This is a genomic window from [Brevibacterium] flavum, from assembly GCF_019317305.1.
Classification (GTDB): domain Bacteria; phylum Actinomycetota; class Actinomycetes; order Mycobacteriales; family Mycobacteriaceae; genus Corynebacterium; species Corynebacterium glutamicum.
Genome location: NZ_CP079240.1, coordinates 1,316,228 through 1,335,019, shown reverse-complemented (window position 1 = coordinate 1,335,019; position 18,792 = coordinate 1,316,228). Strand labels below are relative to the sequence as shown.

The 18,792-nt window shown below is 53.9% G+C and carries 19 protein-coding genes and 1 tRNA gene; 8 read left to right on the top strand and 12 right to left on the bottom strand.

Features of this window, described 5'->3' with window-relative positions; all coding sequences use genetic code 11:
* Position 1: 1 nt before the first annotated feature.
* From narJ to KW808_RS06485, 3 genes are all read left to right on the top strand, one after another.
* Positions 2-688 carry a nitrate reductase molybdenum cofactor assembly chaperone gene (gene narJ / locus KW808_RS06495; RefSeq protein ID WP_003861299.1) on the top strand — a complete coding sequence of 229 codons (687 nt, stop codon included), beginning with the start codon at positions 2-4 and terminating at the stop codon, positions 686-688.
* Between the two features lie 8 nt (positions 689-696).
* Positions 697-1,476, top strand: a complete 780-nt coding sequence (narI, locus tag KW808_RS06490) for a respiratory nitrate reductase subunit gamma (RefSeq protein WP_003854891.1) — start codon at positions 697-699, stop codon at positions 1,474-1,476.
* A gap of 184 nt (positions 1,477-1,660) precedes the next feature.
* On the top strand, positions 1,661-2,353 hold the full coding sequence (locus KW808_RS06485) for a helix-turn-helix transcriptional regulator (RefSeq protein ID WP_003861298.1): 693 nt from the start codon (positions 1,661-1,663) through the stop codon (positions 2,351-2,353).
* Between the two features lie 53 nt (positions 2,354-2,406).
* On the opposite strand, the gene thrB is transcribed toward KW808_RS06485, so the two are convergent.
* The 4 genes from thrB to argS form a co-directional block, all read right to left on the bottom strand.
* Positions 2,407-3,336: a homoserine kinase gene (thrB, locus tag KW808_RS06480; protein ID WP_003854896.1), complete on the bottom strand. Its 930-nt coding sequence runs from the start codon at positions 3,334-3,336 to the stop codon at positions 2,407-2,409.
* Positions 3,337-3,346: 10 nt separating this feature from the next.
* Positions 3,347-4,684 (bottom strand): homoserine dehydrogenase, encoded by a 1,338-nt coding sequence (locus KW808_RS06475; RefSeq protein WP_170844362.1) that lies wholly within the window; start codon positions 4,682-4,684, stop codon positions 3,347-3,349.
* 876 nt (positions 4,685-5,560) lie between these two features.
* A complete protein-coding gene (gene lysA, locus KW808_RS06470; RefSeq protein WP_003861293.1) occupies positions 5,561-6,898 on the bottom strand; it encodes a diaminopimelate decarboxylase in 1,338 nt (445 codons plus the stop codon).
* 2 nt (positions 6,899-6,900) lie between these two features.
* Positions 6,901-8,553 carry an arginine--tRNA ligase gene (gene argS, locus KW808_RS06465; RefSeq protein ID WP_003861289.1) on the bottom strand — a complete coding sequence of 551 codons (1,653 nt, stop codon included), beginning with the start codon at positions 8,551-8,553 and terminating at the stop codon, positions 6,901-6,903.
* 223 nt (positions 8,554-8,776) lie between these two features.
* Here argS and KW808_RS06460 point away from each other — a divergent pair, with 223 nt between their 5' ends.
* From KW808_RS06460 to KW808_RS06450, 3 genes are all read left to right on the top strand, one after another.
* Positions 8,777-10,285: an alpha/beta hydrolase gene (locus KW808_RS06460; RefSeq protein ID WP_003861288.1), complete on the top strand. Its 1,509-nt coding sequence runs from the start codon at positions 8,777-8,779 to the stop codon at positions 10,283-10,285.
* A gap of 73 nt (positions 10,286-10,358) precedes the next feature.
* Positions 10,359-10,431 (top strand) — tRNA-Arg (locus tag KW808_RS06455).
* A 127-nt stretch (positions 10,432-10,558) separates the two neighbouring features.
* Entirely contained in the window at positions 10,559-10,717 is a 159-nt protein-coding gene (locus KW808_RS06450) for a hypothetical protein (RefSeq protein ID WP_003861287.1), read from the top strand.
* 199 nt (positions 10,718-10,916) lie between these two features.
* Here KW808_RS06450 and KW808_RS06445 read toward each other — a convergent pair whose 3' ends face one another.
* The 4 genes from KW808_RS06445 to KW808_RS06430 all read right to left on the bottom strand — a co-directional run bounded on the left by KW808_RS06445 (position 10,917) and on the right by KW808_RS06430 (position 14,845).
* Positions 10,917-11,672: a GTP pyrophosphokinase gene (locus KW808_RS06445; protein WP_003861286.1), complete on the bottom strand. Its 756-nt coding sequence runs from the start codon at positions 11,670-11,672 to the stop codon at positions 10,917-10,919.
* A gap of 99 nt (positions 11,673-11,771) precedes the next feature.
* Positions 11,772-13,649, bottom strand: coding sequence for a heavy metal translocating P-type ATPase (locus tag KW808_RS06440; protein WP_003861285.1), 1,878 nt, complete (start codon positions 13,647-13,649; stop codon positions 11,772-11,774).
* A gap of 167 nt (positions 13,650-13,816) precedes the next feature.
* Positions 13,817-14,053, bottom strand: a complete 237-nt coding sequence (locus tag KW808_RS06435) for a heavy-metal-associated domain-containing protein (protein ID WP_003861284.1) — start codon at positions 14,051-14,053, stop codon at positions 13,817-13,819.
* 120 nt (positions 14,054-14,173) lie between these two features.
* The gene (locus tag KW808_RS06430) at positions 14,174-14,845 is read right to left on the bottom strand and encodes a Crp/Fnr family transcriptional regulator (protein ID WP_003861283.1); all 672 of its coding nucleotides are present in this window, start codon (positions 14,843-14,845) and stop codon (positions 14,174-14,176) included.
* A 478-nt stretch (positions 14,846-15,323) separates the two neighbouring features.
* On the opposite strand from KW808_RS06430, the gene KW808_RS06425 reads away from it, so the two are divergent.
* Positions 15,324-15,746 (top strand): hypothetical protein, encoded by a 423-nt coding sequence (locus KW808_RS06425; RefSeq protein WP_003861281.1) that lies wholly within the window; start codon positions 15,324-15,326, stop codon positions 15,744-15,746.
* A 76-nt stretch (positions 15,747-15,822) separates the two neighbouring features.
* On the opposite strand, the gene KW808_RS06420 is transcribed toward KW808_RS06425, so the two are convergent.
* Positions 15,823-16,038, bottom strand: coding sequence for a PspC domain-containing protein (locus KW808_RS06420; RefSeq protein WP_003861279.1), 216 nt, complete (start codon positions 16,036-16,038; stop codon positions 15,823-15,825).
* Positions 16,039-16,173: 135 nt separating this feature from the next.
* Positions 16,174-16,662 (bottom strand): MarR family transcriptional regulator RosR, encoded by a 489-nt coding sequence (gene rosR / locus KW808_RS06415; protein WP_003861276.1) that lies wholly within the window; start codon positions 16,660-16,662, stop codon positions 16,174-16,176.
* Positions 16,663-16,938: 276 nt separating this feature from the next.
* Between rosR and KW808_RS06410 the strand changes: the two genes are divergently transcribed.
* Entirely contained in the window at positions 16,939-17,478 is a 540-nt protein-coding gene (locus tag KW808_RS06410; RefSeq protein WP_003861273.1) for a YceI family protein, read from the top strand.
* A gap of 78 nt (positions 17,479-17,556) precedes the next feature.
* On the opposite strand, the gene KW808_RS06405 is transcribed toward KW808_RS06410, so the two are convergent.
* Both KW808_RS06405 and KW808_RS06400 read right to left on the bottom strand, forming a co-directional pair.
* Positions 17,557-18,162, bottom strand: a complete 606-nt coding sequence (locus KW808_RS06405; RefSeq protein ID WP_074495474.1) for a TIGR00366 family protein — start codon at positions 18,160-18,162, stop codon at positions 17,557-17,559.
* Complete coding sequence (locus KW808_RS06400) at positions 18,099-18,752, bottom strand: alpha/beta hydrolase fold domain-containing protein (RefSeq protein WP_230622927.1); 654 nt, start codon at positions 18,750-18,752, stop codon at positions 18,099-18,101. Before KW808_RS06400 ends, KW808_RS06405 begins: the two co-directional genes overlap by 64 nt.
* Between the last annotated feature and the right edge of the window lie 40 nt (positions 18,753-18,792).

Genomic DNA, 18,792 nt, shown 5'->3' with positions numbered 1-18,792 from the left:
GATGCGCACCCATACTGGCAAAATTCCGGATCACTTTGTGCCTCGCATCTCCATGACGGAGGAGCAGCGGCGCGTGGTGTTCATGCTGAATAGTTTGCTGTTGGATTATCCAGAGGAGGGATTCGTCGACAAGCTAAATGCCGTCGAGGCGCAGCTTGATGTCCTTCCGCTCCCCGTCGCGGCGCACGTGGTCGAGTTCCTTGACGCGGCACGCGTCGCTGGGCTACGCGCCATGCAGGAAGCCTACGTTGAGACCTTTGACCAGCGCCGACGCTGCTCACTGTTTCTCACCTACTACGCTGTGGGCGACACCCGGCAGCGCGGCACGGCGATCCTCACCTTCCGTCAAACGCTGCACCAGCTCGGATTTGAATCCGAGCGCGACGAATTGCCGGACCACCTCTGCGTCGTGCTTGAGGCCGCAGCACTTGCTGATTCTTCGCTTTTCGACGCCGCCACCCAGGTGTTATCAGCTCACCGTGACGGCATCGAAGTGTTGCGCGCAGCCCTCGACAACCTCGACTCGCCCTACAGATACCTGATCATGTCTTTGTGCCAGGCATTGCCAGAAATCGATGAAGAAACCGCCAACAGCTACATGGAGCTCATCCGCAGCGGTCCACCAGCAGAAATGGTGGGCATCGGCACGCCTCTACCGTTCCCCACCTCACAACCGGACATTCACTAGGACACACTATGTCAAACTTTGAAACGTTCCTCTGGGTTGCCTACCCCTGGCTGTGTATCGCCGCCTACATCATCGGCATTTCTTGGCGCTGGCGCGCCGACCAATTCGGTTGGACCACCCACTCCTCCCAAATCTACGAATCCAAACTCCTCCGCATCGCCTCCCCACTCTTCCACTGGGGCATGGTGTTCGTGGTGATCGGCCACCTCATGGGGCTTGCCATCCCCAAGAGCTGGACCCAAGCTGTAGGAATTTCTGACGCCGCCTACCACCTCATCGCCACCATCCCAGGCACCATTGCCGGCATCGCTGCAGTCCTTGGACTCATCGGCTTGATTATCCGTCGCGTGATCAACAAAACCGTCTTCCTGTCCACCTCACGCTCCGACAAAGTGATGTATGTGCTACTCGGCGCTGCAATTTTGTCCGGTTTCATCGCCACCGTCTCCACCCAGGTCTTCGGCGGCGCACACGGCTACGACTACCGCGAGACCATCTCCCCATGGCTGCGCCAACTGCTCATCTTCAACGCTCAACCAGAGCTCATGGCAGATGTCCCTTGGGAATTCAAGGTCCACATCGTCGCTGGATTCACCCTCATCGCACTGTGGCCATTCACCCGCCTAGTCCACGCGTTCTCCGCACCAGTTGGATACGTCACCCGCCCCTACGTGGTCTATCGCACCCGCGACACCACCTCTGAACCGGCACGCCAAAACGTCGCCTGGGAACCGATCCGCTCGGTCAAAAATCAGCTCGACAATGACTCGAAATGGCACGGCGCCTAAATTCCTCACAAGCCCCCTAGTTAATCTCAGGGGGCTTGTTGCCTGGTAAACAAAACATTGTTTAGGGTTTTACAGTATTAAATATGGTATGATTCTCTTTATTTAATTAATCAACTAATACACTTTTCTCCATAACATCTGCTAAGCACCGATACGAGAAGAACCCCACCAGAGCGAGCCCGACGTGACCACACAAACCGCCCCTACCGCAGCCGCCGATCTTTTTGCCGAGTCCTACAAACTCAGCCCAAAGCAGCGCGAAGTTTTAGATGCCCTACAAACCTTCCCTGACGGTGCCCGCGCGATCGATGTCGCCAAAAAACTCGACCTTCACGTCAACACCGCCCGCGGCCACCTCGAAGAACTCGTAGCAAAAGAAGCCATCCGAGTAGTCACCGCAGCAGCCAAAGGTCGCGGACGCCCCTCCCTCATCTTCCAAACACGCGTCCCCGACAACCGCGCTGTCGCCAAAGAATACATCACCCTGATCGAACTCATGGCCAACATGCTCGGCGATGTCGACGATGACGCAATGCACAACCCCGACCTCCGCGCCAAAGCACTTTCCATCGGAACCCAGTGGGCACACGTCATGGGCATTAAACACGCCGAAGCCGAAGAACTCGACGAAGCCCTCTCCCCGCTCATTAACCGCCTCCGCGAAATGGGCTTTGACCCCACCGAAACCGAAGAAGCAAACTCCCTCGCTCTCCACAGCTGCCCATTTGTGGTCAACGACAAACGCCCATCAGCCTTCGTCTGCGCCATCCACGCCGGATTCATCCAAGAAAGCCTCGGTGAAAACAACCGCATCCAGCTGGAACTCAAACCACTCAACGCGCCGGGCACCTGTAAGGTTCACGTGTTCAGCGAGTAATTCAGCCACTAAGAAGGCCCCCTTCTCGATCGAAGGGGGCCTTCTTAGTGGCACTACGGCTGGTTGACCTCAACCTTGACTGGTCCAGCAACCTCGAGCTCAAGCACCTTAATGCCAGACTCGCGAGCATCTTCCAAAACCTTGTCTGGAATCGGCTCGGTGGACAACACCATGGCGGTTGGGCCAGCACCAGAAAGGTACGCTGCATAGCCACGGTTGCGCAGACGGTTTACCCATTCGGAGGTAACGGGCAACACTTCTGCACGATAAGGCTGGTGCAGTCGGTCACGAGTACCCTCCCACAGCAGATCAGGACGCTGCTGCAACGCAACGATCATCACCGCAACGCGAGACACGTTGAATCGCGCATCGATGTGAGTGACTTCAGTTGGAAGGACTCGGCGCACAGCTTCAGTGGATGCGTGGAAATTAGGAACCAGCGCAGTCGCACGAATATTGTCCTGCACCTCAAGTGGTACAGCAGCATACTGTGGCTGGCTCTTGCCGTCGATAGACAGATTTGTCCACGACACCACTGCTCCACCCAGCACAGAAGCCGCAGCATTATCTGGGTGGCCTTCAAAGGCAGAGGACAACTGAACAATCTGCTCTTGAGTCAGCGGGAAATCCGCCAAACCATTAGCTGCTGCAACACCAGCAACCGCCGCTGCAGCAGAGGAACCAAGACCACGAGACTGCGGAATGTTGTTGTGGCACACCACTCGCAATCCAGGCACTTCAGCGTCAGCTGCCTTCAGGCCAGCACGAATAGCTTTAACCACCAGGTGGGAGCCATCAAGAGGGACTTCTCCTTGGCCTTCGCCAAAAACTTCCACTTCCAGGCCAGATGGAATAATTTCCACTTCGACAGTGTCGTATACCGACAGTGCCAAACCTAAAGTGTCAAAGCCAGGTCCGAGGTTTGCAGAAGATCCAGGTACCGTGACGGTAACCTTACGACCGACGTTCAGTTCAATTGCCATGTCAGTAAAATTAGTCCCTTTCGAGGCGGATCACACTGTTGATTGCCTTAACAACAGGCTTAGCCTTCAGCAGTTCAACGGTGCGGGAAAGATCAGATTTCAGCGCAGAGTGGGTGACAACGATCAGACGTGCATCATCATCGCGCTCTTCCTGTCGGATTGTACGCAGGGAGATTCCTTGCTCAGAGAACAGGCTAGCCAATTCTGCCAAAACGCCCACGCGATCTTCCACATCCATGTCGAGGTGGTAACGAGTGGTGGTCTCACCAAAATCAGCGATCGGCAGGTTAGCGTAGGTGGACTCACCTGGAGCACGGCCACCGTGCACCTTGTTTCGTGCGGCACCAACGACGTCGCCAAGCACAGCAGACGCGGTTGGCGCGCCACCTGCACCGTTTCCGTAGAACATCAGGCGACCAGCTGCTTCAGCTTCAACAAAGATTGCGTTAAAGGACTTATTTACCGACGCCAGTGGGTGGGACACAGGCAATAGAGTCGGGTGCACGCGAGCAGAAATGGCCGACTTTCCTTCCTTATTGGTGAACTTCTCACAGATGGCCAGCAACTTGATGGTGTGGCCTGCCTGCTGTGCTGCCTCAATGTCGGCAGCGCTGATGTTGCTGATACCTTCGCAGTACACATCATCCGCGGTAACACGGGTGTGGAAAGCGATGGATGCCAAAATTGCAGCCTTGGATGCGGCGTCATGGCCTTCGACGTCTGCAGTAGGATCAGCTTCGGCGTAACCCAAACGAGTTGCCTCAGCCAAAGAATCTGCATAGTCAGCGCCGGTGGAATCCATGGCGTCCAAGATGAAGTTGGTGGTGCCGTTAACGATGCCCATCACAGACTGGATCTGATCGCCAGCCAGGGAGCGACGCAGTGGGCCAACCACTGGAATTGCGCCTGCAACAGCAGCCTCGAAGTACAGGTCAACGTTTGCGGCTTCCGCTGCATCAGCAAGCTCAGCAGAGTGAGCTGCAACAAGAGCCTTATTGGCGGTAACAACAGACTTGCCGGCCTTCAGAGCTGCGAGAACTACCTCACGTGGGTACTCAATGCCACCGATAACCTCAACGACGATGTCAACATCCTCGCGCTCGATGAGTGCAAAAGCGTCCTCAGTGAGCAGCTCAGGTGCAACGCCTTCACGTGGCTTTGAGATATCAGAAACAGCAATGCCACGAACCTCCAGTGGGCCACCAATGCGGTGCGCAAGTTCATCACCGTACTCGGTCATCAGGCGCATCACCTCAGTGCCGACTGTTCCGAATCCTAGAAGGGCAATTCCGACTGCTGAGCCGGGACCCTTGCCGGGGTTAAAGCTTGGGGCAGATGCTGAGGTCATGATTCTCCAAAAATAATCGCGGTCGAGCGTTGTTGTCCTATTACTTTGTTTCGGCCACCCTACATGTGTCCAAAACAAAAAGGGTACCTAGCCACTATAGACCAAGCTGTTCATTTTTGCTTTAAAGCCCCGAAATTCGATTCACCTTCCCAGCTTTTTAGTTTTCAACGGAAAAACTCTCAAGATTTTTAGTATATTTATGAAATCTAATATCAACCCGGGGAGGGCATTTTGGAGCTTCGCTCAATCATTGTTGGTGCAGGCCTTACAGCCATTACCCTGAGTTCCATGCTGTCGCAGCCAGTACAGGCCTTCACCATGACCATTGAGATGGTGAGTGTATTTTTCACATGAACCACTCTGACGACGATCGCATGCAAAAGTGGTTCCAGATCCGCCGCGAACTGGGCAAAGAAATTGTGAAACAGCTTCAAAAAGGATCTGCCGGCAGTCGCCTCTGACATCGACTCCATGGTGTATTCCTCTGATCAAGTTCCCCTCGGAAACGCCACGTTCACTGCATACGGCGACATCGGCAACCGAGTCGCTTCCGCTGCAACAAGTGCGAGATACAACGTAGGGCTCCAGTTAGTCAGAATTCTCCTAAAGGGCGACTTCACGCGGTCGACTTCTTAACACCAACTTCTTCCGCTCAAATTCTCGTGTGCAGACTTCATTCGACAATGACCGGCTTTTCGACTGATGTCGCCTCATGAGAAGTTGAGCACGCGAAGTCAGCACACGTGAAGTCGAGCAATAAAACCTCTGAGGCCTCGACTGCAGACCCCTAGATACCTTAAGTTCGCAAAGAAACCCAGAAACCCAAAACCGCCCTCCACGGCGAAGGTGAAGGGCGGGGTCAGGCGTCGAAAAGCGTTATGCCTCTAGTGAGAGGATGTCGTCGAGGGTTTCGCGGCGCAGCATGAGGCGGGAGCTGCCAGCGCGGACGGACACGACGGCGGGCCGTGTGAAGGCGTTGTAGCGGGAGCTCATGGCGTAGCAGTATGCGCCGGTGGCTGCGAGTGCGAGGAAGTCGCCGCTGGTGATGTCAGATGGGTAGATTTCATCGTTGATCAGGATATCGCCGGATTCGCAGTGGGAGCCCACGATGCGGGTGCTTACTGGGTCTCCTTCGGCGAAGCGGGATACTACGCGGGCGTCGTATTCGGAGCCGTAGAGTGCTGGGCGGATGTTGTCGGACATGCCTCCGTCCACGGCTACGTAGCGGCGGGTTTTGTCGTCGTCTACGTGGACGTTTTTGGTGGTGCCGACTTCGTAGATCGTCACGGTGGAGGGGCCTGCGATGGCGCGGCCGGGCTCAACAAGCACGGTTGGTGCGTCGATGCCCAGTTCAGCTGCCATCTTTCCGACTGCGGTGAGTAGGTCGGAGGCGACTTCTGCGACGTTGAGTGGTTCCTCATCTGCAGTGTAGGCGATGCCGTATCCGCCACCGAGGTCCAGCTCAGGAAGGGCGACTCCTAGTTCGCTGTGGATCTGTGAGTACAGGCCCAACACGCGCTCTGCTGCCAGCTTGAAGCCTTCGGCGTCGAACACCTGGGAACCAACATGGCAGTGCAGACCAACCAGGTTCAAGTTCTCTGCATTGTTGGCGGCTTTTGCTGCTTCGAATGCGGAACCGGATGCCAGGGAGAATCCGAACTTCTGGTCTTCGTGGCTAGTGGCAATGAACTCGTGGGTGTGTGCTTCGATGCCTGGCTTTACGCGGATCAACACGTCCTGGATCTTGCCTTCACCAGCGGCAACGTAATCCAGCAGTTCCAATTCCTGCGCGGAGTCCAGCACCACATGCCCGACACCGTTTTGGACCAACGCGCGCAGGAACTCTACGCCTTTGTTGTTGCCGTGCGCGGTGATACGGCTGGCTGGGAAACCAGCGGCCAGGGCAATGCCCAGTTCGTTGATGGATGCAATGTCCAGTGCCAGACCTTCTTCATCAACCCAGCGGGCGATGGTCTTGGTCAGGAACGCTTTGGATGCGTAGTGCACATTGCCTGGTCCACCGAATGCGGTAGCCATGTCGCGACAGCGGGAACGGAAATCGTCCTCGTCGACTACGAACAGTGGGGTTCCGTATTCTTCAGCGAGGTCAGGCAGAGGCACACCAGCGACGGTGACAACGCCGTCTTCTTGGCGCACGGCATTGCGTGGCCATACGTGTGCGGGAAGTTCATTGAAATTTTCAACTGTAGCCATTGTTACATCTTCTCCGGTGCGGAAACGCCAACCAGGTGCAGGGCGTTAGCGAGGGTCTGGCGGGTTGCTGCTGCAAGTGCCAGACGTGCTGTGTGGATTGGTGCCGTATCCTCATCAGCCTTTGGAAGGATGTGGCAGGAATCGTAGAAGCGGTGGAAAGTTCCAGCTAATTCCTCAGCATAGCGGGCAATGCGGTGTGGTTCACGTAGGTCAGCGGCAGCCTTCACCACTGCTGGGAACTCTCCGAGTGTGCGGATGAGATCACCTTCGCGGTCGTGGGTCAGTAGAGATAGGTCTGCGCCTTCCTCGGTGACACCCAAGGTCTCTGCCTTGCGCGCGATGGAGCAAAGGCGAGCGTGTCCGTACTGCACGTAGTACACAGGGTTGTCGGAGGACTGGGATTCCCACAGGCCAAGATCAATATCCAGGGAGGAATCCACGGAGGAACGGATCAGGGAGTAACGCGCCGCATCGATGCCGATTGCTTCAACGAGGTCATCTAGGGTGACCACGGTGCCTGCACGCTTGGACATACGCACTGCCTTGCCGTCGCGAAGCAGGTTCACCATCTGGCCAATCAGGACTTCAACGCCTTCTGGCTTGTAGCCAAGTGCCGCCGCCGCTGCCTTCAGGCGCGCGATGTAACCATGGTGGTCAGCACCCAACATGTAGATGTTTAGGTTGTGTCCGCGGGAGAACTTATCAGCCACGTACGCGATATCGCCAGCGATGTAGGCTGCGTCGCCGTCAGACTTGATCACCACGCGGTCTTTGTCATCGCCGAATTCGGTGGAACGCAGCCACCAAGCGCCCTCGTTTTCGTACAGGTTGCCGTTGTCCTTCAGCACCTGCACGGCCTTGTCCACCGCACCGGACTCGAACAGGGAGTTCTCGTGGTAGTAGACATCGAAATCGGTGCCGAACTCATGCAGGGAAGATTTGATGTGCTCGAACATCATCTCCACACCTTCAGCGCGGAAAAGCTCCTGGGTTGCGGCAGGCTCCAAAGCCAACGCTTCAGGATGCTTTTCGACGATTGCCTCCGCAATTTCCTTAATGTATTCGCCGCCATAACCGTCTTCTGGCGTTGGCTCGCCCTTCGCCGCTGCAAGAAGGGACAAAGCGAAACGATCGATCTGGCGACCGTGATCGTTGAAGTAGTATTCGCGGGTCACTTTCGCACCGGAAGCCTCCAGCACACGACCCAAAGAGTCACCCACGGCAGCCCAGCGGGTTCCGCCAAGGTGGATAGGTCCGGTTGGGTTTGCAGAAACGAACTCGAGGTTCACGTCCAAGTGGGAAAGGTGATCGGAGTTTCCGAAAGTCTCGCCCTGTGCCAGAATCTTGGCCACAATTTCACCCTGTGCTGCTGCAGCAAGGCGAATGTTCAAAAAGCCTGGGCCAGCGATTTCAGCAGAATCAATGGCGTCATCTGCAGCCAATGCCTCTGCCAGCCAGGTAGCCAAATCCCGAGGGTTCTGACCGACCTTTTTAGCCACCTGCAATGCAATGTTGGTGGCGTAATCGCCGTGCTCTGGGTTACGCGGACGCTCCACAACTACCTGCTCCGGAAGAACAGAAGTATCGAGCTCGCGGGAGGTCAAAACCTCTACCGCGGTCTCTTTAATCAATGTTGCGAGATCAGCTGGTGTCATGGGGAGAAATTCTAGCCGAGGTACACCCGTCGCACAGAATACGACCCATACTTATAACAAATCCCTGCCTTTTTAATGAAAAATCATTGGTCTCTGTATATGCTCTTTGGGGTAACTAACCCAGAAAACAAACGTCCTTGGAGCCGTAATGCCCCGTTCGACAATAAAAAAGGTAGTAGCAGTTCTTGCCGCCTCGACTGCGCTTAGCCCCTTTTTGGTATCAATGCCCACTGCAGCAGCGCAAGAAAACATCCGCTGGGAAGAATGCCCACCTCAGGTAGATATTGCCTCCGCTCAATGTGGCAGCATCGACGTGCCCATGCACTATTCTGATCCCTCACTTGGCGATATCAGCGTGGGCTTTGTCAAGGTCCCTGCCCAAGGCGAAAAGCACGGCACCATCTTCGGTAACTCCGGTGGCCCTGGTGGCGATGCCTATAGCTTCTTCGGCAGCCAATCCATGAACTGGCCAGAAGCCATGTACCAAAACTACGACCTCGTTGCAGTGCAGCCTCGCGGAATGGTCGGCTCCACACCGGTTAACTGCGACAACATCGCACCAGGATACGATTTCCTCTCGCTGCTCACCCGCGAAGGCGCTTTCGTTAAAGAATCCTGCGAGATCGGCACCCCCGGCTACACCTCCAGCCTGACCACCGACAACACCGCCAACGACTGGGAACGCGTCCGCCAAGCACTTGGCGATGACAAGATCTCCATCTTCGGACTGTCCTACGGAACCTACCTCGGATCGGTCTACGCCACCCGCTACCCACAGCACACCGACAAGGTTGTCCTCGATTCCGCAATGGCACCCAGCCTGGCATGGAACGGCATCATGGCCTCCCAAGAACAGGGCTACAAAAACTCCCTCAACGACTTCTTCACCTGGGTTGCAGAAAACAACGACACGTATGGCCTCGGCGCTACCCCACTAGCCGTGTACCAAAACTGGTCAAACAAGATCGTCGCCGAAACCGGAACCAACCCAACCGTTGCTCCACCACCAGCACAAGTTGGCGATGTCCCACCAGCATTCGCATGGGCCGGCCAAGCAGGCGCCGACATCATGACCGCCAACAACCCAACCTCCGTGCAACTCCAGGGCCTTGCCACCCAGCTCCTAAACCCTGGATCCAACCAGTCACTGAGCCCTCTGCTCAACGTCACCCGCGCCTACATCCCACAGCCATCAACCTGGCCAATGCTCGCAGGCGCCATCTCAGGGCAAACACCCATCCCTGATGTAACCGACACCGGCGACGACCCATACGTCATCGAAAGCGTCAACGCCAGCGTCAACATGCAGCGCATGGTCATGTGCAACGAAAACACCGTCGCACCAGACCCAGTAGCAATGGCACGCATGGCCTGGACAAGCATGGTCACCGGCGACGTCTTTGACATTTACTCCGTTAAATTCAGCTCCGGACAAGCCTGCTCCGGCATCACCCCAACAAGCGGCCGCCAGCCAACCGACGGATCTCAACTAGCAGTCCAACCACTGCTCCTCCAGGGAACCAGCGACCCACAAACCCCATACTGGACCCACAACGAGCTTGCCGACGCCATGAACGCCCACGTGGTCACCGTCAACGGACCAGGACACGGCCAATCCATCGGCGGCACCAACCAAGCAATCAACGACATTGTTGTGGACTACCTCCGCACCGGACACACCGACGCCACCTGGGTCGAAGGCAACACACCCACCCCAATTACGGCTGGCTAATTGCTTTCCACTTAGTAGATGGTGATAGAATCACACCGTTGTCATCACCCACTAAAGGAGATGGTGACGGTTCGCCTCCGTAGCTCAGTGGATAGAGCACCGGTTTCCGGTACCGAAGGTCGTAGGTTCGACTCCTATCGGGGGCACATTAAATACCTCCAACATGCTGTTTGCGCAGTATGTTGGAGGTTTTCGCTATTCATAATGGGGTCCCCTCCATCCAAGGAAAGCTATAAGATGGAGGTAGTCCCACTCTAGGAATGGATCATCAGGATGAGCCGTGAGAAAGATAAGGTGATTGATGCTCACCGTGTCGATCGCATTCTGCTTCTTCAAGAGGACCCGGATCTATACTTCGCAAATATGCGTCGAATCAACTTTGGTTTTGTCACTTCTGAAGCCAAACTTAAAAACAGAACAAACCGCAAATAGACTTAATAAATAGTTCCCATCCCTATTACAGTGATGGGGACCATTTTCCTTTAATGCCAGTTTCAAGGGGCTTTTCAACGCTTCTAGGCGAACGAGGAAATCGACAATCTTGGATCTACCCCCGGGCTTGGGATCCAAAAGACGTCTCTACTACATTTCGCAGTGGCTCTCTCAAAATCCTTGTGCATCAAATTCTCTTTCAAGCGCTGAAGTCTCGACCAAAAATCTCGTTGAAAGTTATCGCAGAGGGTAACTTCGCCTCTCCGCTGTCAGTGGTTTCAACTGGAGGTTTAAGTGACTTCACTTCCCCGTGGATTCTTTCCATCTTTACATCGAGGGCACTGGCGATCTCCGCGGCCTCACTGAGCTCATCAAGGATTGACTGAGGAACTTCTTGTTCAAATTTGTAGTAGATCTTGTGCTCGAGGCTTGCCCAAAAGTCCATGGCGATGGTGCGGATCTGGACTTCAACATTGACCTTCTCCACGGAATTAGACAAAAAGACAGGCACTTGGAGGATAAGGTGCAAACTCTTGTAGCCGTTCGGCTTTGGGTTAGCGATGTAGTCTTTGACCTCGATGACCGTGACGTCTTTTTGGTTGGTCAGCATATCGGCGATTGCGTAGGCATCTTTGAGGAAACTGCAGACGATTCGAATGCCTGCGATATCAAACACTGTGTCTTTGATAGCTGCGAGGGAGAGCTCGTCTCCTTTTCGGATGACCTTTTTGACGATGCTTTCTGGTGTCTTCAATCGTGAAGATACGTGCTCGATAGGTGCGTATTCGTGCAGCTGGCTGAATTCAGTTTTCAGGATGTTGATCTTGGTCAGGATCTCATCAATGCCAAATTGGTAGTTGAGCATGAACCCCGTTAATTCGTTGCGGAAGTTCTTGATCATCTGAATTCTCTCGGCGTCCAGGAGATTCTCGGGCGCTGGCAAATTCTCTGACATTGGTGGTGACCGTCATTCTGGACTGGGGGGTACTTCTATCCGACACTAGTAGAAAGAAGAAACTGGGCACTGATCACCACATCAGTACCCAGCCATTGGTTATGCGATCTGTTGTATTTCCGAGCGTTTAATATCGCTTGCTTGCGCAGCATCTTCTTTAAGTGTTGGACGCAGCAACAGCATGGCGATGCTGATAACAAGCAGCACGCTTGCTTCGTGAACGAGCATGCCAACCGACATGGTAACTCCGCCAAATAGGACGCCAGCTAGTAACACCATCACGGTAGCCAACGCAATCAGAATATTGATGCGCATGGTTCTTACGGTGCGTTTTGCCAAGGTCACTGCATGTGCCAGCCGTGGGAGACGATCCGCCATGAGTGCGATATCAGCGGTTTCAATGGCTGCAGGGGAACCTGCCACGCCCATCGCTACTCCGATATCAGCAGCTGCCAATGCTGGGGTGTCGTTGACTCCGTCGCCCACCATCGCGACCGTTTTACCGGCAGCTTGCAGATCACGCACCAGCTCTAATTTCTGCTCAGGCAATAGTTCTGAGTGGACTTCATCCACTCCCAGTTTGGAGGCTACGTTTTGTGCAACACGGTGAGCATCGCCAGTCGCCATGACAACTTGGATACCTGCCTTATGCAGTGACTTAATTGCTGGTGACGAGTCTGAACGAACGGCGTCGGCGACGGCCACGATTCCAATGGCGTGTCCGTTCACTCCGACAAACATCGCGGTCTTTCCTTCGGCATTTAGCTCCAGGATCCTGGTCGAGTCTGGTTCATGATCAAGTAACTCAGCAGATCCAACAGCAACTGCCTGTCCATCAACATTTGCGATAATGCCTCGGCCGGTGATGTTTTCAGCTGCTTCCACCAATGTTGTGGACAGCCCCCGATCCTGGGCACCACGGATGATGGCGTCGGCAAGCGGATGTTCTGAAGCCGTCTCGGCGCGCGCGGCGAGCTCCAGCACCTCGCCCTGGCTGTAGGCGGGCTCGATGACTTCTACGTCGGTGAGTTCTGGGCGGCCGGTGGTCAGCGTTCCAGTTTTGTCCACGACAACGACGTCGACTTTCGCGGCGGTTTCTAGGTATTCTCCACCCTTGATCAACACGCCATCGCGTGCAGCACGGCCGATGCCTGCGACGATGGACACCGGGATGGAGATAACCAACGCGCCGGGGCAGCCGATCACTAAGAGCGTCAGTGCTAGTTCTACGTCCCAGGTAATAAGTCCCACCACTGCGGCGGCGATCATGACGCCCGGGGTGTACCACTTAGAGAATTTCTCTAAGAATGTTTGTGTGCGGGCTTTGTCATCCTGGGCGTCTTCAACGCGGTGAATGATTTTTGCCAAGGTTGAGTCTGAACCAATTCCTGTTGCCTCGACTCTCAAAACACCAGATCGCAGCCAGGTTCCTGCATACACATCAGAGCCTTGACCCTTTTCAGCCGGCATTGATTCACCCGTGATGTTGGATTCATCAATTCCACCGACACCCGCAATCACGTGTCCATCGACGGGAATTTGTTCGCCATTGCGTACCAAGACGATGTCACCGGGCTCCAGCTCCCACAGCTCAACTACCTCTGTTGAGTCATCCGCGTTGAGCCTTGTTGCAGTTTCTGGAGCTGCATCCACCAGATCCGATAATGCTTTTCGTGTGCGGTTCATTGTCGCGCGTTCCAGTGCCTTGCCAAGGGCAAAGAGGAACGTCACCGCCGCAGACTCCCAATAGTTGTTGATGAACATGGCACCAACGGCAGCCACAACGACCAGTAAGTCAATCGAGACCATTCGAATTCGAAGTGCCTGATATGCAGACTGCGCGATCGGCCAACCTGCAACAATTGCAGCCGCGATCATGAATGCATCTGCCAGCATCGGGCTCGATGAACTCAACCACGACAAAATGATCAAGAGGCCTGAAGCTCCGACGACCCCCCAGGTCTTCCACGTTTTCATGATTTCTCCCTTTCTCTCTTTTCCTTACCTTTAACGTTATGGTTGCGCTCACTGAACTTCCTTGACCTGCGTCAAAGAGCTCCAAAAACAGCCACTCCCCGAATAGACGACAAAGCCACCGGTCCAACTTGTGGCTCCGGTGGCTTGTAATGGTCTAACTGAGAGTTTTAGATTGCTGATGGCTTTGCGGTGTAGCCAACCTCTGCGACTGCAGCGACTAGATCCTTGATAGAGACCTTGCTGGGGTCGTGATCAACAAGGATTCTTCCCGAGGAGAACTTCACCTCTGCATTGTCGACGCCATCCAATCCATTCAATTTGTTTTCAATCTTGGAGACACAGGATGGGCAAGAGAACTCATCAGAGCGAAGAGTTGTTTGCTTGAGAGTGTTTGGGGCGGTCATGGGAACCAGTCCTTTCGGTAACTTTCGGTGCCTTACGGTGCCAGTGTTTGTCTGAACACATTTGACTCTAAGGACTAGCCGAGGGGAGTTCCTTGACCTAGATCAAACAAGCGGAAAGTACTAAAAGTCCTCCCCGATTATGGCATCTAGCTGCCGTTCATCGACCACGGCAATCCATTCCCTACCGCTATCAATGACCCCTTCTTTACGTAATCGCGCCAAAACTCTAGAAGTAGATTCCACGGTGGTGCCTGCTAAACCCGCAACATCTTCCCGCCGGATTCGAACTTGAATGAGCAAGATTCCATCGGGTCGTCGTTGCCCGATTTTTCGTCCCAGAGTTCTCACTGCAATAGCTACTCGTTGCTCAACTGTGGTCGTAGTCAGGTTAATTTCGTGATCTCTGGCTGTAGCCAAACGTTGCTGCTGCATCCGAATCATCGCCAAAGCAAAACTTGGATGCTGTTCAATCACAGTTGCCAACGCGGTTGCTGGAAGAAACAGCGCACAGGTCGTTTCTATTGCCCAAGCGGAATCTACTGCCGGCTGAGGTTCTGTATCTATCGCACCAATAACATCGCCGGGCGTTGCAATATCAACGGTGAGTTCTTTCCCGTCGATGGTGTCGCGAGAGACCCGCACTCGTCCTGCGACAATGAGGTAACTGCCGTTTAAGTTCTCACCTGCGAGGTACAAAGGATCATCTTCTGCCCACGACCACGCAGTTAGTGACTTATCTAACTCGAGGTGTTCAAGTTGATTTAGATCTTTGGTAAGCGGTGACCTGGACATCGCTTTCAATCGCACCTCTTGGGAACAAGAATGTGGCTGTGCGCAGGATTTTCTCACAGGGTTTTGGCTATCAGTGCTCATAAGCCCATGCTACTCAGGATATTTTCATTTGCCCCATAAACTTCAATTTCAACGAAACCCTGTATGGGGGCGAATTTGGTCACTTAAAGATTAGCGAATTCAATCACATCGGTACTTCCACGTGTATTTAATTAAGACAGCCAACACGCTGTCCTCTTAATTGGTTCAGCGCTTGTGACAGGCTATTCTAAACGGATAGAAAATCTAATTTAATGAAAACACCTTTTTCTAAGCTTTTGGACAGCGACGCCAAATAATAAGAGTTAGATTACAATTCCCTTAAGCAAGCTTTAAGAATTGGATTCGAGTCGGTACCGCTTGAAAGTACTTTGCGTAAGTTCCCACCGACTGCCCCTAAGTTGTTGCGAATATTTATAGATTGTTGAGAAAGATGAACATGAAGACGCACCCGGCTTCCGCCAAGCAGACCACCGAGCTTCGACTCCTGACAGCCACCGTGTACTTCAAAGCACTCAATGAAGTCCACGACGTCATGCAAAAGATCGACCCACTAACTCCAGTCGTTCCCATCACCACGGGCACCTCAGTTGCCGAGCTTTATGCTGACGCCCGCGAGCACCTCGACAATGGCGCAACCCAGGTGATGATCCCCGTCATTTCACCTTTCAACCTGACTTTGTCAGTAGTTGCCCTGGGCAATGAAGAGGTTGACGCACTGGGCCATTCCGAAGGACAAGCAGTTCACTCCCTTCTGGAAATTCATACCCCGAAGCGCAGCTGGCCTCTTTCCGAGCTTTATATTGATGACAATGAGGGTTTGGCTCAGGTGTCGCGCTGCTTCGCCCGCCTTGTTGGCTAGTCCCACCCCACCAATTGCATATTAAAAAAGCCTGCCCCAACTTCTGGTGCAGGCTTCCTGCGTTATGCAACGCACGTTAGAAGCGATTTTCTCGGGATGGGATGATCAGCCACGCTAGGGCGTAGAACAGGATCTGGGAACCTGGCAGTGGAAACAGAACCGAGGCCGCGAACGCGAGACGCACATAGGCCGGATTCCAACCGTAGGTCTCTGCAAGGCCACCAGCGACGCCGCCGATCCATTTGTCGGTGGTGCTGCGGGCGAGTCGTCGAGATTGTGCTGGGAAAGTCATCGGGATCAAGCTCCTTTATGGCTGATTGAGTTTTTCTTTCTTCTTCAATCATCGCCAATAAGAACCTAGAGCACATCGGGGATTTCCCCTCTCCCAACCCCTAAAAACCCCTGAGAAAACGCTCCAAGTAAACCCTTACAGCTCTGCCGCGCGTTGGTTGTTGATCTCAATGCAGGTGTTGGAGTTCAACACTGCGGTGAGGTAGGAACGAAGTCCTTCCATGTGGCGTTCTTCCATGGGGTCGAAAACTAGTTGGCGGACTGTTTCTACATGAGCAGGTACGGCATCCTTGAGGCGTCGTTCACCTTCCGGGGTGATTTCTACGTTCACACCTCGTGCGTCACCTGCGCATTTAACCTTGGCCACTAAGCCCTTTTTGTCCATGCGGGTGACTTGGTGGGAGGTTCTACTGCGGTCCCAATCTAGTTCTTGGCACATGTCTCGCAGGCGCATTTGCTGACCTGTTGCCTCAGAAAGAGTAACTAGTACTGCAAATTCTGAAGTGGTCAGGTTGTGGTTTTCCACGAGGGTCTCATCTAGTGTGCGTTCCATTTTGCGGGTTGCAGACAAGATCATGCGCCAGAGTTGTTGCTCTTCAGTGGAGAGCCATCGTGGTGTTGTCATATCACCTACCCTAGCCTGCTCCTGAAGATTTATTCAAAGAACCCCCTGTTAAAAGCTCGATACACAGCAGCCCACTCTCCGGCCCAACAAACAATTTTATTCACGCCCCCACCTGCGGATTTTAGTTTCCACATCAAGTTTTTTAGAAATATTGTTGACACGTCATCAATCTTGATTAGGATAGAAACGAACAACGGCAGCGACACAAACTGCACAGATGCAAGAGTGTCGGTACCGTTAAAAACGAAACACACTTTCACCGAAAAGGACTTCACAATGAGCAAGTTGACTGGCACCTGGACCCTCGACCCTGCACACACCGAAATCAAGTTCGTGGCTCGCCACGCAATGGTTACCAAGGTTCGCGGTGAATTCACCGAGTACACCGACTCCATTGTTGTAGATGCTGAAAACCCAGAGAACTCCTCTGCAAAGGTTGTTATCAAGACCGCTTCCGTTACCACCGGCAACGCAGACCGCGATGCACACGTTAAGGGCGACGACTTCTTCGCAGTAGACAAGTTCCCTGAAATGACTTTCGAAGCTACTTCCTTTGTTATCAAGAACGAAAACGAAGGCACCGTTACCGGCGACCTCACAATTCGTGACACCACCAAGTCCGTCATTCTGGACGTTGAGGTTGGTGGCGTTGCTGAGGATCCATTCGGCAACACCCGCCTTGGCTTCGAAGCCTCCACCGAAATCAACCGCAAGGACTTCGGCGTAGATTTCCAGGCTCCACTCTCCACCGGTGGCGTTCTGGTTTCTGAGAAGATCAAGATCGAGATCGACGGCTCCGCAATCAAGGCTGCTTAAGCGCCCACAAACGAAAAGCCGCGGCACCTTCAGTAATTGCTGAAGGTGCCGCGGCTTTTGGCGTCGAGAAGCATCTTTTTACATCATTGATGCTCGCAGGAACAGGTAAATGCAGGTCACGGCGATAACAACGAGGACCGGCGGAACTGTATAGTCCACCACTTGGCTGAATTTGATCTTGAAATTGGCCAAATATGGCAGCGCGAAGAACGGGATGAGCAGGTTGGTCGCGCCATCACCCATTTGATAAGCCTGCAGGACAAGGCCCATGTCAGCGCCAAAATCCACTGTGGTTGGGATGATGTACGGGGCTTCGATGATGAATTTCGAGCCACCTGAAGGAACCGCGATGTTCAGCAGCCCGGAGTAAAGGAACGCAAAGGCCGGCCACGTGGTTGCCGTGGAAATCGAGGTAAAAAATCCGGAGATCACAACACCCAGACCGGTGAAGGAAATCAACCCGAAAATGCCTGCGTAGAACGGGAATTGAAGAATGAATCCCCACGTTCCTTGGATGCCTTCGCGAATAAGCTTTGCGTAATATTCTGGCCCGTAATTAGCGGTGAGCACCATGCCGAGTGACAGGAACAGGAAGTTGAAGGAGTTCAACGTCAGTCCGGTTACGCCACCTGTCCACAGGCTGAACACGCTGTAGAGCAGGCCAATTCCGCCAACGAAGTACATGATCCAGCGGCTCGCATTGGCTTTTTCAGCAGGGGTCGAACGCGGAATTCATCAGAAATCGTCTCCGTCTTGTCCTTGCTCTTTGGATGCATGCGCAGCGCAAAACCAGTGGTAATGATAGAACAAATCACCAGCAAGATTACGTCCATCACCGGATACACAAGAACTTGGTGGGTGATCTGATCGCGCAGCTGTTGAGCGATGACCGCCGCAATATTGCCACCGGCGCTGTCCCCGCCGACTGTCACTAGCTGCTGGTTAGCACTGGCGAGTTCACCATTGAGGACAGCTTCCGTGACTACTTGGCAATCATCCAATGCAGCGGGAAAAGGATGTTCCGGTGCACGGCGATAATCTACACTGATACACAGGGCGCCTGAAGCAACGGCGATATCGCGCACGGTGGAATCCACTGATTCAAGGTCCCCCAAAACCCATCCGCCACCATGGAAGTAGATAAAGACAGGAAGCGGCCCGTCGTTGGGGTGCGGACTGTATATCCGCACTGGCACGCCCTTGATCAGAACATCGTGAACATACGCAACAGGAGTCTTCTCCCCCATGAGATGCCGGGTAGCTTCACTAGCCACACGGTTTTCCGCAGGAGTCCTCGTATCCAGATCAGGAGCT

Excerpts from the sequence above, each read along its gene's own strand:
- rosR (WP_003861276.1), bottom strand. The coding sequence starts at position 16,662 with ATGACAACACCACGATGGCTCTCCACTGAAGAGCAACAACTCTGGCGC.
- KW808_RS06420 (WP_003861279.1), bottom strand. The coding sequence starts at position 16,038 with ATGACTTTCCCAGCACAATCTCGACGACTCGCCCGCAGCACCACCGAC.
- thrB (WP_003854896.1), bottom strand. The coding sequence starts at position 3,336 with ATGGCAATTGAACTGAACGTCGGTCGTAAGGTTACCGTCACGGTACCT.
- KW808_RS06425 (WP_003861281.1), top strand. The coding sequence starts at position 15,324 with ATGAAGACGCACCCGGCTTCCGCCAAGCAGACCACCGAGCTTCGACTC.
- KW808_RS06445 (WP_003861286.1), bottom strand. The coding sequence starts at position 11,672 with ATGTCAGAGAATTTGCCAGCGCCCGAGAATCTCCTGGACGCCGAGAGA.
- argS (WP_003861289.1), bottom strand. The coding sequence starts at position 8,553 with ATGACACCAGCTGATCTCGCAACATTGATTAAAGAGACCGCGGTAGAG.
- narJ (WP_003861299.1), top strand. The coding sequence starts at position 2 with ATGCGCACCCATACTGGCAAAATTCCGGATCACTTTGTGCCTCGCATC.
- KW808_RS06405 (WP_074495474.1), bottom strand. The coding sequence starts at position 18,162 with ATGTACTTCGTTGGCGGAATTGGCCTGCTCTACAGCGTGTTCAGCCTG.
- narI (WP_003854891.1), top strand. The coding sequence starts at position 697 with ATGTCAAACTTTGAAACGTTCCTCTGGGTTGCCTACCCCTGGCTGTGT.
- KW808_RS06475 (WP_170844362.1), bottom strand. The coding sequence starts at position 4,684 with ATGACCTCAGCATCTGCCCCAAGCTTTAACCCCGGCAAGGGTCCCGGC.
- lysA (WP_003861293.1), bottom strand. The coding sequence starts at position 6,898 with ATGGCTACAGTTGAAAATTTCAATGAACTTCCCGCACACGTATGGCCA.
- KW808_RS06410 (WP_003861273.1), top strand. The coding sequence starts at position 16,939 with ATGAGCAAGTTGACTGGCACCTGGACCCTCGACCCTGCACACACCGAA.
- KW808_RS06430 (WP_003861283.1), bottom strand. The coding sequence starts at position 14,845 with ATGTCCAGGTCACCGCTTACCAAAGATCTAAATCAACTTGAACACCTC.
- KW808_RS06460 (WP_003861288.1), top strand. The coding sequence starts at position 8,777 with ATGCCCACTGCAGCAGCGCAAGAAAACATCCGCTGGGAAGAATGCCCA.
- KW808_RS06450 (WP_003861287.1), top strand. The coding sequence starts at position 10,559 with ATGAGCCGTGAGAAAGATAAGGTGATTGATGCTCACCGTGTCGATCGC.
- KW808_RS06440 (WP_003861285.1), bottom strand. The coding sequence starts at position 13,649 with ATGAAAACGTGGAAGACCTGGGGGGTCGTCGGAGCTTCAGGCCTCTTG.
- KW808_RS06435 (WP_003861284.1), bottom strand. The coding sequence starts at position 14,053 with ATGACCGCCCCAAACACTCTCAAGCAAACAACTCTTCGCTCTGATGAG.